The sequence below is a fragment of the Niallia endozanthoxylica genome, from assembly GCF_008710145.1.
In the GTDB taxonomy this organism is placed as follows: domain Bacteria; phylum Bacillota; class Bacilli; order Bacillales; family Cytobacillaceae; genus Bacillus_BD; species Bacillus_BD endozanthoxylica.
Genome location: NZ_VYKL01000026.1, coordinates 138,654 through 155,305, shown reverse-complemented (window position 1 = coordinate 155,305; position 16,652 = coordinate 138,654). Strand labels below are relative to the sequence as shown.

General features: G+C 37.6%; 18 protein-coding genes. 1 reads left to right on the top strand and 17 read right to left on the bottom strand.

Features of this window, described 5'->3' with window-relative positions; all coding sequences use genetic code 11:
• Nucleotides 1-121 precede the first annotated feature (121 nt).
• The 9 genes from gabT to F4V44_RS17105 all read right to left on the bottom strand — a co-directional run bounded on the left by gabT (nt 122) and on the right by F4V44_RS17105 (nt 9,114).
• Entirely contained in the window at nt 122-1,438 is a 1,317-nt protein-coding gene (gene gabT / locus F4V44_RS17145) for a 4-aminobutyrate--2-oxoglutarate transaminase (RefSeq protein ID WP_150441370.1), read from the bottom strand.
• Nucleotide 1,439: 1 nt separating this feature from the next.
• Entirely contained in the window at nt 1,440-2,735 is a 1,296-nt protein-coding gene (locus tag F4V44_RS17140) for a peptidase (protein WP_150441234.1), read from the bottom strand.
• Nucleotides 2,736-2,751: 16 nt separating this feature from the next.
• The gene (locus F4V44_RS17135) at nt 2,752-3,432 is read right to left on the bottom strand and encodes a 3-oxoacid CoA-transferase subunit B (RefSeq protein ID WP_150441233.1); all 681 of its coding nucleotides are present in this window, start codon (nt 3,430-3,432) and stop codon (nt 2,752-2,754) included.
• Entirely contained in the window at nt 3,417-4,109 is a 693-nt protein-coding gene (locus F4V44_RS17130; RefSeq protein WP_150441232.1) for a CoA transferase subunit A, read from the bottom strand. Before F4V44_RS17130 ends, F4V44_RS17135 begins: the two co-directional genes overlap by 16 nt.
• Nucleotides 4,102-5,457, bottom strand: coding sequence for an aspartate aminotransferase family protein (locus F4V44_RS17125; RefSeq protein WP_150441231.1), 1,356 nt, complete (start codon nt 5,455-5,457; stop codon nt 4,102-4,104). Before F4V44_RS17125 ends, F4V44_RS17130 begins: the two co-directional genes overlap by 8 nt.
• A 138-nt stretch (nt 5,458-5,595) precedes the next feature.
• Complete coding sequence (locus F4V44_RS17120; protein WP_150441230.1) at nt 5,596-6,327, bottom strand: exonuclease domain-containing protein; 732 nt, start codon at nt 6,325-6,327, stop codon at nt 5,596-5,598.
• Between the two features lie 2 nt (nt 6,328-6,329).
• Nucleotides 6,330-7,313, bottom strand: a complete 984-nt coding sequence (locus F4V44_RS17115; protein ID WP_223881941.1) for a DUF294 nucleotidyltransferase-like domain-containing protein — start codon at nt 7,311-7,313, stop codon at nt 6,330-6,332.
• A gap of 94 nt (nt 7,314-7,407) precedes the next feature.
• On the bottom strand, nt 7,408-8,670 hold the full coding sequence (locus tag F4V44_RS17110; RefSeq protein ID WP_150441368.1) for an ammonium transporter: 1,263 nt from the start codon (nt 8,668-8,670) through the stop codon (nt 7,408-7,410).
• 303 nt (nt 8,671-8,973) lie between these two features.
• Nucleotides 8,974-9,114, bottom strand: coding sequence for a YjcZ family sporulation protein (locus F4V44_RS17105; RefSeq protein ID WP_150441229.1), 141 nt, complete (start codon nt 9,112-9,114; stop codon nt 8,974-8,976).
• Nucleotides 9,115-9,374: 260 nt separating this feature from the next.
• Between F4V44_RS17105 and F4V44_RS17100 the strand changes: the two genes are divergently transcribed.
• A complete protein-coding gene (locus F4V44_RS17100; RefSeq protein WP_191090736.1) occupies nt 9,375-10,463 on the top strand; it encodes an SGNH/GDSL hydrolase family protein in 1,089 nt (362 codons plus the stop codon).
• A gap of 38 nt (nt 10,464-10,501) precedes the next feature.
• Here the strand turns inward: F4V44_RS17100 and msrB are convergent, their stop codons facing one another.
• From msrB to F4V44_RS27925, 8 genes are all read right to left on the bottom strand, one after another.
• Nucleotides 10,502-10,930 carry a peptide-methionine (R)-S-oxide reductase MsrB gene (gene msrB, locus F4V44_RS17095; RefSeq protein ID WP_191090735.1) on the bottom strand — a complete coding sequence of 143 codons (429 nt, stop codon included), beginning with the start codon at nt 10,928-10,930 and terminating at the stop codon, nt 10,502-10,504.
• Nucleotides 10,930-11,466, bottom strand: a complete 537-nt coding sequence (gene msrA / locus F4V44_RS17090) for a peptide-methionine (S)-S-oxide reductase MsrA (RefSeq protein WP_150441226.1) — start codon at nt 11,464-11,466, stop codon at nt 10,930-10,932. The genes msrB and msrA overlap by 1 nt, the downstream gene beginning before the upstream one ends.
• A gap of 54 nt (nt 11,467-11,520) precedes the next feature.
• Complete coding sequence (locus F4V44_RS17085) at nt 11,521-12,105, bottom strand: YpmS family protein (RefSeq protein ID WP_150441225.1); 585 nt, start codon at nt 12,103-12,105, stop codon at nt 11,521-11,523.
• Nucleotides 12,102-12,935 carry an SGNH/GDSL hydrolase family protein gene (locus F4V44_RS17080; protein ID WP_191090734.1) on the bottom strand — a complete coding sequence of 278 codons (834 nt, stop codon included), beginning with the start codon at nt 12,933-12,935 and terminating at the stop codon, nt 12,102-12,104. Before F4V44_RS17080 ends, F4V44_RS17085 begins: the two co-directional genes overlap by 4 nt.
• A 78-nt stretch (nt 12,936-13,013) precedes the next feature.
• On the bottom strand, nt 13,014-13,586 hold the full coding sequence (locus F4V44_RS17075) for an SCO family protein (RefSeq protein ID WP_150441223.1): 573 nt from the start codon (nt 13,584-13,586) through the stop codon (nt 13,014-13,016).
• A 108-nt stretch (nt 13,587-13,694) separates the two neighbouring features.
• Nucleotides 13,695-15,311 (bottom strand): ATP-binding protein, encoded by a 1,617-nt coding sequence (locus F4V44_RS17070; RefSeq protein ID WP_150441222.1) that lies wholly within the window; start codon nt 15,309-15,311, stop codon nt 13,695-13,697.
• A 418-nt stretch (nt 15,312-15,729) separates the two neighbouring features.
• Nucleotides 15,730-16,014: a hypothetical protein gene (locus F4V44_RS27930; protein ID WP_223881940.1), complete on the bottom strand. Its 285-nt coding sequence runs from the start codon at nt 16,012-16,014 to the stop codon at nt 15,730-15,732.
• A gap of 38 nt (nt 16,015-16,052) precedes the next feature.
• Nucleotides 16,053-16,217 carry a hypothetical protein gene (locus F4V44_RS27925; protein ID WP_223881939.1) on the bottom strand — a complete coding sequence of 55 codons (165 nt, stop codon included), beginning with the start codon at nt 16,215-16,217 and terminating at the stop codon, nt 16,053-16,055.
• Nucleotides 16,218-16,652: the final 435 nt, after the last annotated feature.

Genomic DNA, 16,652 nt, shown 5'->3' with positions numbered 1-16,652 from the left:
CCTTTCTAGTAGAGAAAGAAGACCGACTCCTCTATTCTGAAGTCAGCCGCATCCATTTTTCTAAATCCCTTTCAGTTTATTACAGTTGCTGTTTTTTGTCGAATGACCTAAAAACGAACACCTAATTCCGGCAGCATTCAAGAATCGTCTCTTCTAGAACATCAAATCCTTCCTGGAGCTGTTCGTCTGATATAACAAGCGGCATGAGAAGACGAATGATATTCCCGTAGAGCCCTGCACTCATGATAATAAGGCCTTTTTGATGAGCTTTTGTCAAAATTTCAGTCACCAATTGTTTATTTGGTTCTTTCGATAATCTGTCTTTAATAAATTCAATGGCACACATCGCTCCAAGCTGCCTGACTTCACCTATTTTTTCACAACGTGCCTGCAATAGGTCAAAATGCCGTTTGAAAGCGTTTCCGATTTCACGCGACCTTAATAGCAAATCATTGTCTTGGATCATGTCAATTACCTTTACAGCAGCCACACAGCCTAACGGGCTTCCCCCATAGGTCCCCCCGATTTCTCCTGGATTTGGAGCATCAATGATTTCTGCCTTCGCTGTAACCGCGCTTATTGGAAGGCCGGCCCCAAGCGATTTAGACATGGTGATAATGTCCGGTATAACCCCAAAATGCTCAATAGCAAACATCTTCCCTGTTCTCCCAAAACCAGTTTGAATTTCATCTGCAATAAACAATATATTATATTTTTCACAAATAGCTTTCACCTGCTGAACAAAATAAGCAGAGGGAATAACAAATCCACCTTCCCCTTGAACAGGCTCCATAATAATGGCTGCTATTTCCTCTGGAGGCACCTCACTAAGGAAAAAGGTCTGAAACTGCTTAATTAGACTATCATCTAATTCCCGTGGCGTTAGCGAAGAATGAAAATAATAAGGATAGGGCCATTTGTATGTCTCTGGAGCAAAGGGTCCAAACTCAAATTTGTACGGCTTTACCTTACTAGTTAAAGACATGGACATAAAGGTCCTGCCATGGAATCCCCGTTCAAATGAAATAATTCCTTTTCTTCCCGTATATTTTCTTGCAATCTTCACTGCATTTTCTACTGCTTCTGCACCGCTTGATAGAAAAAAGGTTTTCTTTTTATGATCGCCCGGTGTTATCTCATTTAATTTCTCAGCTAATTGAATGTAGGGTTCATACATCATGACATGGAAACAGGTATGAAGATACTGATCAATTTGATGATGTAATGCATCTACAACCCCGATTGGCCTATGACCGACATTTAAGGTTCCTATTGCACCTGCAAAATCGATAAATGTATTTCCATCTACGTCTGTGACTAATGCACCTTCCGCTTTTGCTACAAAGGTTGGCACTACATTAAAGGGGCCCCTTGGCACATGTTCGAGCTTTTTTTCTAACAACTCTCTAGCTTTAGGTCCTGGAACAGGCGTGACCATTTTAATTGCGCCGATGATTCTCCCCTCCTTTATTTTCAACACCACACCAATCTAAAAGTGTTAAAGCAATGACTTCCGCTGCTTCAAACACATCATCTAACACAATATATTCATTAATGTCATGAGCAGCCTCTGTTACACCCGGTCCAAACACAACAACCGGCGTCTGTCCAGTACTTGACAAAATTCCTCCATCTGTCCCCCAAGGTGATGCCTCGATAACTGGTTCTGTGCCTTTTATTTTTTGAAAAGAACGAGAAACGGATTGGATTAATGTATGACTCGTATCAAGGCTGCCTGGCTGCCATCTTCCGCCAAACCACTCAATTACAGGAGGATTTTCAGCAAACCACAAATCCTTCTTAGCCAATTTAGCTAAACAAGCTTCCATTTCTTTTTCAGCATTCTCCATCGTTTCATTCGGTGCGACACCCATTCTTCCTTCAATAACCGCCACATCGGGAACAGATGAAGGCCACTGGCCGCTATAAAATTTTCCAATATTGATTGGAATAGGAATCGGTGTTTCCTCATAAAGAGGATCATTTACTTTTAGATTCCGGGACATTTCCAGCTTCTGCAGCTCTTTAATCAAAAATATCATTTTCTCAATTGCGCTGACTCCTTCATATCTTGTACCGCCATGAGCAGAGCGTCCCTTTACTTTAATCCTAAACCACATGGATCCTTGTTGTTTCGGAAACAACTTCATATTTGTCGGCTCAGGGATGATTGCTCCATCTGCTTTATAACCCCGTAACACAGCTGCAAGTGTTCCAGCCCCGCCACTTTCTTCTTCAATGACACTTTGAAAAATAACATCGCCTTTTAACTTAATACCGCAGTTCTTAATCGCTTCAATTGCTAAAAGAAGCGAAACGGTCCCTCCCTTCATATCAGTTGCACCTCGTCCATAAAGCTTTCCATCCCGAATGGTGCCGCTATAGGGATCATTCTCCCATTCATCTAAATCCCCTTCAGGCACTACATCGATATGACCGTTCAGTATCATTGATCTTCCATTACCAGCCCCTTTCCAAATGCCAACTACATTTGGATTCCCTCTAAATTCCTTTCGATCACTGCTGAATATCGGATGACTGGTCAATTCCTTGCTGCCAATTTCCCAAATATCAAGCTGCAGACCGATTTGACGCAATTTCTCAATGATTATGGCCTGTGCTTTGCTTTCTTCCCCCCTGATGCTTCGCTCCTGAACAAGCCTTTGTAAAAAAAGAGTTCCGGTTGTCCGATTTGCTGTAAGCCACTTTTTAATGGCATCCTCAAGCTTTTCCATAGGATTCCTCCTTTACTTAGGTCGTTTTCGGTTCTATTGGAATTACACTAAGCTCTTTGTGAATCGCAAACTGACAATCTGTCATACTTTTAATCCTATCAATGGTATAACCGGCAAAATACTCTCGCAGGACAAGTCCTTCCCTACTCACTTCGAAAACGGCCATATCTGTTATGATCATATCGACACAGCCTGCAGATGTTAATGGCAATGTACAGTGTGGGACAATCTTTGATCGGCCTTTTGAATCCGTATGACTCATAACTACAATGACCTTCCTCGTTTTTTGGGCTAGTTCCATAGCACCACCCATGCCTGGAATCTTTTGGCCCGGTACAATCCAATTAGCCAAATCACCTTTTTCACTGACCTGTAATGCTCCGAGAATGGTTAAATCAACCCTTCCACGGCGAATCATCGCGAATGCAACCGCACTGTCGCAATATGATGCACCATCAATAATGGTAACTGGAAGTCCGCCGGCATTGCAGAGATTTTCATCCTCCTTGCCTTTCTTTGGACTTGCTCCCATACCAACTACTCCGTTTTCAGCATGAAACATCACTTGAATATCCCCAGTAAGATGATTAGGAACAAGCGAAGGAATCCCGATTCCTAAATTAACAACCATCCCAGTTTTGATTTCAGAAGCTGCTCTCTTTGCCATTTGATTTCTTATATTTATTGCCAAGCCCATTTCCAATTCACCCCCCTTGACGGGACGATATAATCAACGAATACACCAGGTGTAATAATTTCATTAGGATCAAGACTTCCCAGTGGGACAATTTCCTCAACTTCTGCAATGGTAAGGTCCCCTGCCATTGCAACTAGAGGATTCGTATTGCGTGCACTTTTGTCATAGATTAGATTTCCAAAGGGGTCTGCTTTTTTCGCATAAACAATCGACACTTCCGCCGTCAGTGCCGATTCAACTAAGTAGGGTTTGCCATCAACCATGCAAATTTGTTTCTTCCCAGCTACCATTTCATTATCCATTCCAACATCTGTAAGAATAGCAGCAATCCCCACTCCACCCGCCCGGATTCGTTCTACAAGTGTACCTTGAGGGGAGAACTCAACAAGTAACTTTCCATCTGTCATAAGTTTCCCAGCAATAGGATTCGATCCAATATGAGAAACAATGAGGCGTTCCGCCATTCCTCTTGAAACGACTTTCCCCATTCCTATTTGAGGAAAACCGGCATCATTTCCAATTAATGTTAAATGGCACAAACCCTTTTGAACCATCGCATCGATAATACTGGGCGGTGATCCAACACCACCAAATCCACCAAACATAATCGTCATTCCGTTTTCAAAATAAGTCATCACATTCTTGATATCAGTTATTTTTCCAAAAGGATTATCCATCAACTGGACCTCCTTTTTGGATGGATTCAAATAGCTCCTGACAAGTAATTGTCAGTCTTTCAATTAATTCGTCCATTTCATCATTGGTAATCGTTAACGGTGGAGAGATAATAATTGCATCCCCATTGATTCCGTCCATTCCTGCACCGGCAGGATATAATAATAAGCCATTTTTCATTGCAGTCTTTATAACCTTTTGTGTAAAAGAGGCTGATCTTGGAAAAGGTGTTTTCGTCTGAACATCCTGGACAAATTCTATTCCAATTAACAACCCCAGCCCCCTCACATCACCAATAAAGGGGAACTGAAATTTCAATTTTTGCAGTTTGGTAAACAAATAAGCACTTTTTTCGGAAACCATTTTCATAATATTGTTTTGTTCAAGATAGTTAATCACCGCAAGCGAAACCGCACAACTCTGAGGATTTGCACTTAAGGTGTGCCCGCTCATAACTACTTTTGAGCCAGATAGAATGGGCTCCATGACACGGTCACTGACAAGCGCAGCAGCAATAGGAGCATACCCAGCTCCCATGCCTTTTCCAAGCGCGACAATATCAGGGACGACACCCCAATGTTCACAGGCAAGCATGGTTCCTGTACGACCGAAACCAGTCATCACTTCGTCCGCAATAAAAAGAATTTGATGGCGATCACATATTTCTTTTATTAATTGATAGTAGTGTTCCGGTGGAGAAATGGCTCCGCCTGCCGCACCAATGACTGGTTCAGCAATGAAAGCCGCGATATGCTCTGCCCCAATGCGTGTGATTGCTGTTTCTAGCTCTTGGGCACAAAGATAGCCGCACCCCGGGACAGTTTGATTAAATGGACATCGATAACAATAAGGAGGATGGATAGTAGGAAAATCTTCAAGGAGTGGAGTAAATCTTGCCCTTCTTGCGGCATGGCCTGACATCGATAAAGCACCTAAAGTGATTCCATGATAACTTACCCAGCGGGAAAGAATTTTTGTTTTTGTTTTTAATCCTTTTTCCTGCCAATACTGTATGGCCACTTTCATCGCTGTCTCCGTTGCTTCTGAACCACTGTTGACAAAGAAGCTCCAATTTAAATCACCAACAGCCATCTCAGCAATCTTTTGGGCAAGTTGTTCGGCAGGCTCACTTGTAAATTGTGAACGATAGACAAACGAAATTTTACTAGCCTGCCTTTTCATCGCTTTAATAATTTCTTTTACACCGTGACCGATGTTTGCAGTAACAGCACCTGAGGAGGCATCTAAATATTCCTTAAACTCAATATCATATAAGTAAACCCCCTTGCCAAAATCAATAATTGGATAATCTTCATCCAGTATTGGCTTAATTAAATATGATTGCTTCATCCTCTCACTCTCCATGTCTTCAAAAAGAAAAAACATTTTTGTATCAATTACTAAATTGTATGAATAATAGACTGAAATCTTTCTTAATATCTTTGTTACCTGAAAAGAAAAAGCTTAAGGACCAATAGAAACCCTGCCCTAGCTTTGTTTTGCCATCCGATGATAAACATCTTGTAAGGTGTTGCAGCCAGAATCCTGGACCTTTTGGATATAAATACGCCACAGTTCTGCTGCTAGTTTTGCATCTCCTAAGGCATGATGACGGTCAACAACCGGAATTCGATTATATTCACATAATTCTTCCAATCTATTGAAACGACATTCTGGTTCCGCAATTCGATAAAGAAAAGAGGTGTCAACTATTCGATATTTAAATGGTGTTCGAAAAAGCTTCCAATTTACACTCTGCAAAAAGCTTTTTTCATGTTTCGCATGGTGGGCTACAAGAGTAGAGTCTTTTGCAAAGTGGTAAAATTGCGCCATAACATCGGCTAATGCAGGCGCTTCTTTTAATTGCTCAGAGTTTAATCCTGTTAATTGTTCAATTTTTTCTGATAGTTCTTTCTCACATCGAATGAGGGAATAAAATGTGTCCTCGCAAATGGTGGCACCAACCATTTTTACCGCTCCAATTGAAATAATTTCATCGCCCTGCTCAGGAAAAAAACCTGTCGTTTCAATATCAAAGATGACAACTTTTAATTGATTTAATGGTTCATACAGCGCATCACTTTGTTTCATTTCCTTTTGGAGGTTTCTGACGTAGGCTATTTGTTGAAGATCTTGTCCTCCATAAGCACTTCCTAATCCGGTGCCCTGCATCCTTCCCTTTATTCCTCTCATAAAATGAAAAAATGGTTCAAATGCCATATTTAACCTCCTATCTTTTTTTCAATTATTCCTCTGACATACTGATGAAGTCTTTTACCATCCTTCAGAATTTGTTTCAGTTCTTTTTTATCCTTTTTCCCTATATTTCTTACATTCAAAAAATGAGTATCTTCATATGAATTGCCTTTTACTATAAAAAGCCGGTAATCTAATAATTTTTGAAAATGGGCCTTACTGCTAAATAGATCTTCAGTATAATGATTGCGTTGCAATAAAACCTCTATTCTGTCTAGAGTAGAAGTTACATACAAGCCTTCCTTTATAGCTAATAATCGAATCGCATTCACATATGGAAGAAAGGCTGAATACTTCAAATCAATACAATCCTGATATTTTCCATAAACAATAGTAATAATTTGGCCAAGAGGTCCAATGGAATTTTTAATACGCATAACATTTTCCATGAATCGCTTTAAAAGAACAGGATTCTGTCTTTGATACTCAAAAATAAACGCCTTCAATTGTCTTACAAATTGTCCCTTCCCATATAAACACCTTGCATCATAAAAAATTTGGAGATAACGTATAGATTCTAAGCTTCTCTCCTCCATCCAGTAATAAAGCTGCTCTAGCCAGCCATCGATTGATTTACACCACATGGGATTTGAACTCATAATTTTCCCTTTGCAATAGGGATAACCCACAACATAAAGCCCATATGAAATTTCCTTTCCAAGCTCTAAAAAATATTTTTCATTTTCCTTACTTGATATATCAAAGATGATTCCATGATCTTGATCACTGATAAAACCCTGCTCTAGTCTCCCACCGCTTCCGGCAATAAACCAACAAAAATCACAGGGAGGATTTCCAATATCTAAACGACTAATGGCTGCTTCAAATACTCTGTTCATGATTAAGTCATGAAACTGGTTAAGGGAAAAAGTGTCAACAGCGTATTCGTTAACATTCGCTTCCTTCCACTTCCGTATTGATTCATAAGAATCACAATTCTTTACCATCATCCACACCTCAATTAATTAAGAACAGTATTAAAATCATACACAAAACCTATTAGAAACTAAAACAAAAGCCTCCTATAAAGAGGCCTTTGTTTTTTTATGAGTGAAGCTTTGTTTCACTAGCTGTAAATTGTTCTGGATATCCGTAGCTTCCATGCTCACTCATATCCAAGCCCATGATTTCTTCCTCTTCCGTTACACGAATACCAACTAGTTTTTTCATAATAAAAAGAATAATAAAGGAAACGGCAAAGGCATATGCCCCTGAAGTCACAACCCCCATTAATTGTACACCTAATTGCTCTAGTCCTCCGCCGTAGAATAAACCAGGAAGCCCAACTGAAGCAAGTTCCGGTGTAGCAAAGAAACCAGTTGACAGCGTACCCCAAACACCTGCTGTACCATGAACAGATAAGGCAAAAATAGGATCATCAATTTTTTTCTTTTCAAAGAATCTACAACTATAAAAAACAATGATTCCGGCAATAAAACCAATGACTACTGCTCCCCATGTATCTACGAATGCGCAAGATGCAGTAATGGCAACAAGTCCTGCTAATGCACCGTTCAAGATTGTTGGTACATCCGGCTTACCAAGTACGACCCAAGAAATTAACGTTGCTGCAACCGCCCCTGCTCCTGCTGCTAGATTGGTATTCAATGCAACAAAACCGAAGAATCCTTCATCAACCGCAACAGTACTGCCTGCGTTAAAACCAAACCAACCTACCCAAAGAATCAATACGGCTAATGCTGTATATACTTGGTTGTGTCCTGCCAGGTTATTAGCAGTACCATCTGAATTATATTTTCCGATACGAGGTTTTAATAATACCGTCGCCGCTAAAGCTGCCATTGCACCTGTTAAATGTACCACTGTTGAACCGGCAAAGTCTTGTTTTCCATGTTCTGCTAACCAGCCGCCGCCCCAAATCCAATGTGCTATCACCGGATAGATTAATGCTCCAAAAAGAATCGTAAAGATTACATATGCGGAGAATTTTGCCCGCTCTGCAAATCCACCCAATGCTATCGTAATAGAAATTCCAGCGAAAGCTAACTGGAAAACAAAGAATACAGGAGTTGCTAGACTAGCATCTTCGATTTGTGCTCCGGAATAAAAGAAATCACTTAAACCGACAAAGAAATTCGCATTATCACCAAATGTAAAGCCATAACCGACTGCCCAATAAATGATAGATGCAAGACCGAATGTGAAAATGGTTTTTCCAGCAATATGTCCAGCATTTTTCATTCTTGTTGAACCTGCTTCAAGTAGAATAAACCCGCCAATCATAAATACGACTAAAATTGCCCCCAACATGACCCACAAACTGTTCATTAAAAATATTGGATCCATCATATTATCTCCCTTCTGTTCGACCTTAGAAAATCTAACATTTAACGTTAGAAAACCTAACATCTATTTGATATTCTTTATATTACGCTGATTTTTCATTATTGTCAATAATATCTGAAAATTTATGTAAGAAAAGTTTACATATAAATATATGCAGTAAGATAAAATTTCTCTAATAAAAAAGTACCCTTTTGGCAGACGTCTTATTTGTCTACTCTATAGGGTACCTTTTAGATTCTTTTTACACTTTTTATCCTTATCCTGTTTCTTCTTTCCGCACTGCAAAAGCGATTAAGAATATCTCTATCTTCCGTAGCAGCATGCCCCAATGATAATTAACAAAATAAACAACACAACAATTAAAGCAAAACCGTTATTATGACAAAACCCTCCAATAGGGTAGCCATATCCTTGGTAACATGGATCACATTGTCCGTAATGCATCCCAATCCCTCCTTAACATGTCTAGGTATTCTTCTCCCTTATAACCTATTCGTTAAATACATGAACGGTATGTGCATCAGCCTAGTTGTAAATGAATAGAATTCGAACCGAAAGCGAATGGAAATCAGAATAGTCTTATTTCATAATTAAAAAGAAAAAGACTGATAATCCTAGTCCGCATACGGTATCCTAACATTAAGGAGTAAATGGGTTCACTTAAATTCTTACCTATCATCATGATTTGCAGAGGGGGCATATTAATGAGCAAGAACAGAAATAATACCGCTGCCTTAATACTGATATTCTCTATTTGCTTTAGTTTGTTTTTTCTTATCTATCATGAACATGCCAAAAGCAAAACCAGTTCTGTTTATGAAAAGATTGCAAAAAAACATGATATTCATTATTTAATTGTCGGAGACAGCATCGGACGGGGAGCTGGGGTTGTCAATCGCTCACTCACTTGGTTTTCACAATGGGAAAAAGAAATGAAAAAAAGCTACCAAATTAATTTAACAAGACATTCCGTAGTCCAAAGCGGCGCAACCGCCTATGAAGGACTTTATTTGTTTAAAAAAGCAAAAACCCCTCCATCTACGGATTTAGTCTTCTTGATATTCGGTGAAAATGACCGAAAATATATGAACGAAAAACAATTCGCCTATTATTACGAGGGCCTTATTCGAGAAATAAAAACAAAATACCCCGATGCAGAGCTCATAACCATTACAGAAAGCTGCCTAGAACAGGACCAGTTTGCAAATAAAATCAAAAAACTTTCTAATCATTATCAAGCCAATCATATTGATATGAGAATTCCCTTCCAACATTCAGCTTATCCAATAGCCCAACTAACCGCTGACTTCGTCCACCCAAACGGACTTGGCTATAAGCTTTACGCTGATTCTATTTTAGCTGCAATCGCCAAAGGTTTAGAAAACGGTAAGCAAGCTGCAGTCTTAAAAGAGCCAATCCTCTATACAAAAGAATTAAAAATAAAGGAATTTACGCAGTATAATGAGATAAATGATTTGTTTCAAGTAAAAAATGGTTATTATATAGCTAACGAAAAGGGCGCACGCATCACATACCCCTTTAACGGTACAAATCTTGGAGTAAAAGTACTGAAACATGAACAAGGCGGAAAAATCGATGTATATATAGATAATCAGTTTGTTAGAAGAATTTCGACCTGGTGGCCAATTCATAAGAATAGGGTATTATACGTTACGAGCGATTTACCGGCAGGAGAGCACAAAGTTACCTTTATCTCAACAGGCACAAAGTCAGTCCATAATAAATCCCGTTATCCTAATATCCAGCTGTCCTCGATTGTCGTATACGAATAAAAGAAAGGAGTGAACAGAAATTCTGCCACTCCTTTCTTTTATTCAAAAAGCTTTGCATATTCTTTAAAGCCTTCTTCTTCTAGTTTTTCTTTTGGAATAAATTTAAGCGAAGCGGAATTGATGCAATAGCGCAACCCAGTCGGCACAGGCCCATCATTAAACACATGTCCAAGATGCGAATCAGCACTTTTGCTTCTTATCTCTGTCCGAACCATAAAATGACTAGTATCCGTTTTTTCAACCATTTCCTCTTCAGTCAGCGGCTTTGTAAAACTCGGCCAGCCACATCCAGCATCAAATTTATCTTTAGATGAGAATAGCGGCTTTCCTGACACAATATCTACATAGATTCCATCACGAAATTCATTCCAATATTCATTTCGAAAAGGAGGCTCTGTCCCGTTATTCTGTGTAACCTCAAATTGGATTGGTGTTAATTTTTCTCGTAGTTCTTCCTTATTTGCCATTATTCATTCCCCCAATGTTTTTCTATAAAGGCTTTTCGACCAGAACCGATTTGGTACCGTTCATAATGGGCAGGGTTTTTCTTATAATAGCGCTGGTGGTATTCCTCAGCTGGATAAAATGTTTTAGCAGGCAGAATGGCGGTTGTAATCGGCCTCAAGAACCTTCCGCTCAATTCTAACTGCTGTTTCGATTGCTCTGCTATCTTCTTTTGATTTTCATTATGATAAAATATGGCGGTTTGGTAAGACTGCCCTCGGTCATAAAACTGTCCGCCAGCATCTGTTGGATCAATTTGCTGCCAATAAATTGACAACAGCTTTTCGTACGAATAAACCGCCGGATCAAACGTAATTTGAACCGCTTCATAGTGTCCGGTGGTTTCAGAACATACCTCTTGATAGGTAGGATTTTCCTTCGTTCCGCCAGTATATCCTGACTCGACTTTAATAATTCCCGGCTCTTGATCAAAGGGTTTTACCATACACCAAAAACAACCGCCCGCAAAGGTTGCCAATTCAAAATCATGATTTGTCATTTTCATACACCTCTTTATAATCTTTTTTCCCTGTTTTTATCCATTCATACTCACCTATATAGGTACACCTAAGGAAAATGAAATATCATCATTTTTCAAATGAAATTCATCCACCCTGACATCAAGATTACTTTTAAGTTCCATATTCTGTAACGACATATATATTTTTTCTTTATCCGGCTGAATGATCACCCAATTGGGAAACTCATAGCTATTTTGAATAAATTTTAATACATACGGGACAGGAAGTGATAATTTACCAATCGACATTGTTTTCTGTTCCAATTCAATATCTCCATTTTCAAGTGCATGCGGTTCAAACGTCAGTTTCATTTCCACTTCACTGTTAAAAACAGGAAGAATACCATATAATTCCACTTCATCTGTTAGAACAATCTTATAATCAATTTTCCCAGACAGTTCTTCTTCTAAATAACGATTGATTATTTTATTTAAATCGTGTTTATTTGTTTTTACTTGAAAATAAACATCGTTTTCATCTTTCGTTTGAGTCGAAATATTTACTTCTTCTCCCGGACTCTTAAACAATAAAGTAAGAAAAATGAAGAAAGTAATTAACACTGCACCATTTATTATTAGGAGCAAATAAAATAACCTTTTCCAATGGACTCCTTTCAATTAAACTCCTCCTGTTTTTGAACTAACCATTTTTGCTCAACTACTTGTTCAATCACATCTTTTTCTAGTTCTTCATATACTTTCCCTGCAATTACTTCATACCCCCTATTATTCGGATGAAAATAATCAGTGTATAATAATTCCTCTTCTACATTTTCAAACAGTTCCATTATGCCTACGAAATACGTATCAGGATACTGTCCCAATATTTCTTGACTGCTCTCATTCCATTCATTCACAACTTCATTCATCTCTTTAATTTCTGGAAACCACTTATGAAAGGGATTATATAAGCCAACAAGCACAATATGAATATTATCATTCTCATTTCTGATAACCTCTATAATAGAGGATAAGTTTTCTTTAAATAACTCCCTTTGCATCAAAAAGTCATTTTTTGTTAAGTTGGTAATATTTTCTCTAACCACCTTCATCATATCGTTTCCACCAATTGTTATAATAACCATATCAGATTCCTTAATTGCTGCTTGAACTTCCACAGTCTGCACTTTTTGCAGCAGTTGATCAGATCTGGACCCTTTCACACCAAAATTATCAATCTGCACTGTCTTAATATCCTCTTCACCCTCGAGAAATGTCTGTAAATAGGGAATATAACCGCCTTTCTCAGTTACATCTCCAACTCCTTCGGTTAATGAATCCCCTAAAGCAACAATTTGCATATCTTGTGGTTGAACAGGTATCGGAGCAGCTTTTGTAAGTTGAGTCACTTTTTCTGCTTGGTTTACATGAGAAGTTATAAAATAAAATACGCTGTATGAAAGAACAGAAAGTACGGCAAGAAATAGAACGATGAATCTTTTTTTCATCCCATCACCCGCCTTCTTGAAGTACATTTATTATATCATGCTTAAAAGTTAACGAAAATAAATAGGCCTAATATAGGCCTATTGTAAACTCTTAATATCTTTTATTATCTGTTCCATAGGAATTTCAGCTAAACCGGTATAATCCTTCATCACTTTCCCTTCACCGTCAACCAGATAGAAACTTGTCCCATGAATAACCTGATCTCCTGCCTCAGGTTTCTTAACCCATGTTTTAAACGTTTCTAAAGCAAATTCTTCTATATCACTCTGATTATATCCAGTAAGAAAATGCCAATTACTGTAATCTGCACTAAACTTATTACCGTAATCATGCAATACCTGTGGCTTATCTACTTCAGGATCAACACTAAAAGAGACAAACTGAATGTTTTCTATCCCTTCCTTTTTCGTTTCATCCTGCAATTTTTTCATATTCGCCGTCATCGGAAGGCATACATCCTCACAATTAGTAAAGATAAGATCAGCAACCCAAATCTTTCCTTTTAAATCCTGTAAACCAAAAGGCTCTCCATTTTGATCCGTATAGGTGAAATCTGATACAGGCCACTTATGAGGATCTTTTATGCCGCCGCAAGCAGTAAGCAGAAATATAGCTGTTACTAATAATAACACAAGAACCCGAAATTTCATTTTGCAACCCCCGTTTGAAAGATTCTCAATTATTATTATTTTAACAAAATTTAATGAGTACACAAAGAAAAATGATTGTCCAATTGGTGAAAACCCTTAAACAAAGTCCTATTCTTCGCAAGTGGGAACATAAATCTTAAACGTTGTTCCTACTCCTTTTTCACTTTCCACTTCGATTCTACCTTTCATTCTTTCAATAATTTGGTAGCAAACCGTCAACCCCATACCTGTTCCTTTTTCCTTTAAGGAATAAAAAGCAGTCCCAAGCCGCTTCATTTCTTCTTCCGTCATACCAATTCCTGTATCAGTGATTTCAAATACTCCAAATTGACCCTCCCGATAAAGACTTAGACGTAATTCTCCCCCATCTTTCATTGCTTCAATGCTGTTTTTTAACATATTAATCAATACCTGCTGAAGCTCATTTTTTATCCCTCTTACAGTGATGTTTTCTAGCATAGGCGTCATCATGATTATGTTTTTTGACATCATGGCATAAGAATTCATTAAGTCCATAACTTTTTCAGCCAACTCTTTTCCGGCGATGCTTTCTGTTTGTTCCATATCTGGCTTTGCTAATGAAAGATAATCATTAATAATCGTCTCAGCCCGGTCCATTTCGTCAATCATCAAACGAATATACATACGCTCTTCTTCACTCATTTGTTCTTTTGCTAGGAAAATCTGCAAAAAGCCCTTAACAACGGTCATTGGATTTCTAATTTCATGTGCAACAGATGCAGCTAACTGCCCAATCGCATTCATTTTCTCAGCCCGCTGTAATTCACGTATAAGCTTTGAGCTTTCAATAATACTCTCCACTTCATCAAAAACCTCTTCTAGATTATGTAATGCATTTTGTTGATCTGCTGAGCCTTTTTTGTCAGAACTTGCAGGCAATTTTTCAACTAGAATGGACAGTTGTTTAACCATAAAATTAAAACGGTCACAGAGCAATCCCAAATCGGAATTATCCGTTACTTTAAGATTCACATCAAAATTACCATTACTCACTTCATTAAAGCCTTTCATTAATTCATGAACTGGCTCAAGCGCCTTATTAAACCCTTTTTTCAAAATAAAGAATATTAAAGGTGTCATTAATAAAAAGAGAGCTATTAAAAAGAAGGCATATTTCTTTTGAGCGGCTATGATTGAATCAGCGTTAATATCTACACCGAACAACGCAATCATCTTCCCCTCCTCATTCATAATGGGAGAAAAAGCTGTAATCCATGTTCCTGTATCATCCTGATATACTTTACTGTGCGCTGTCATATTTGACTGCACAGCCTTCTGATAGCCTTCCATCCATTTCTCATTTGCTTTATAGCTTGATAAAGAAAGCCAGCCGTTCTTTTTCTGTTTTTCATCAGATGTAATAATAAAAACCTCATCTTTTTTTGTTAGCTTGCTGTCAACAATAAAACTATTTAGATACAGATTGTTCTTATTCGTAAAATTAGACAGACTTCTTTTGAGTTTAATAAAATCAACGTGACCCTCATTCTTTGTTTTTAATACCGTTTCGACATCATCAGATTCAATGGTGGTACCCCATAAAACCGCTACATCCATGGCATGTTCCGACAAGAGCTTATCCATTTGTTTAGACTGCAGATAATAACTAAATGCTGAGGTAATCGCCACAATCATAAACGTAATAAAAAAGGATAAAATAAGTAACTTTTTAAACAGTGATATATTTTTGAGAAAATCTGTCATATGCTTGTCCTCAATTCCTTTTCACATGTCTATTTGTATCGATTCATTATTATGAATATTTCTAAAAGTGCCTTTCTTAGGCTATTCGACAAACATTGATACAATTCCTTCTCAAATGATGATTTTTATAAATTCTATTATCACCTGAAAAAAGTTAGAAAATCATTCTTTAACAACCATCCTATCAATATATGAATAAATCAGGCAAAAAAATGATAACGTTTTGACTACCAGATTTATAAGAAAAAAATTTGATAAAATAAGCATTTACAACTTAGTTCTTCCCTTCTTTTGACAAAAAAAGTGTCCACCCCTTGTAGTATAAGGAATCTGACAATAAGCCCGTATTCAAACAACGCATATAAGACAACAGCACCTCCTGAAGTTAATTAATCAATAATAGATGTTATAATTCCTATTAATTGAAAATCACAGTTTCATTAAATGACATCCCAAGATAGCTATACTTTATATGTACCTTAAATATTGCTTCATGATGAATAACACTAATCCCATAAATTTCATCATCTTTAGTAGCAGTACCATCATCTAATTTTTTTAAGTATGAAGAAGAGGCTGTACCTGCTTTAACAGTTATATCCTCTTTATTCTTAAATCCATATTTTTTAGATTCCTGATTATCATAATGATCCGTTATAAAGAAACCTTGTAGTGCATTACTAACCTGTACTTTTGTTGTCATTGGCATTTCATTGTTATTAACAGAAACATCTAATTTTGTTACTTCACAAAACCCTTTATTGCTAATCCAACAACAACCGATTTATGATTTTCACTTGAAGCAAGTGTACTAATTTCTAAAGGTGGATTAAATTTCATAAAAGAATAAAAACCACCAATAACTATTACTAAAATTAGAACTGAAACCCAAAGTTTCTTATTCAACTTCTCCCATCCTCTACGGTAATATATCTGCCACCAATCTGACCATAGTAAAAAAGCGACTGTTTTATAGGCTCACTAATCTCCGTTTCAGTCCTTTAGATCTAACCTCACAATTCGAGATAACTTCCATCGGCAGCCCTATTTACTGGATTAAATTTTGTTATTCTCCAAGAATTCAATGATTAACTCTCCTCTAAATCAATTAATCTACAAATCATCTAACGCAATAACTTCTCTGTTTGATGTCTTCACCCCATACTAGCAATCTAATTTCCCGCATAAAACCTATTGTTTTTGTTAAAAGTCATAAACATAGTAAGGCTTAAGTCCAAACAATTCCTTCACTTTTTAAATACTAAGGTTGATATTTATCCATGTCTCGTAATCGTTATTTAACAACCTCCCCTACTATAACAAAGGGTTGCAAGTCTATAA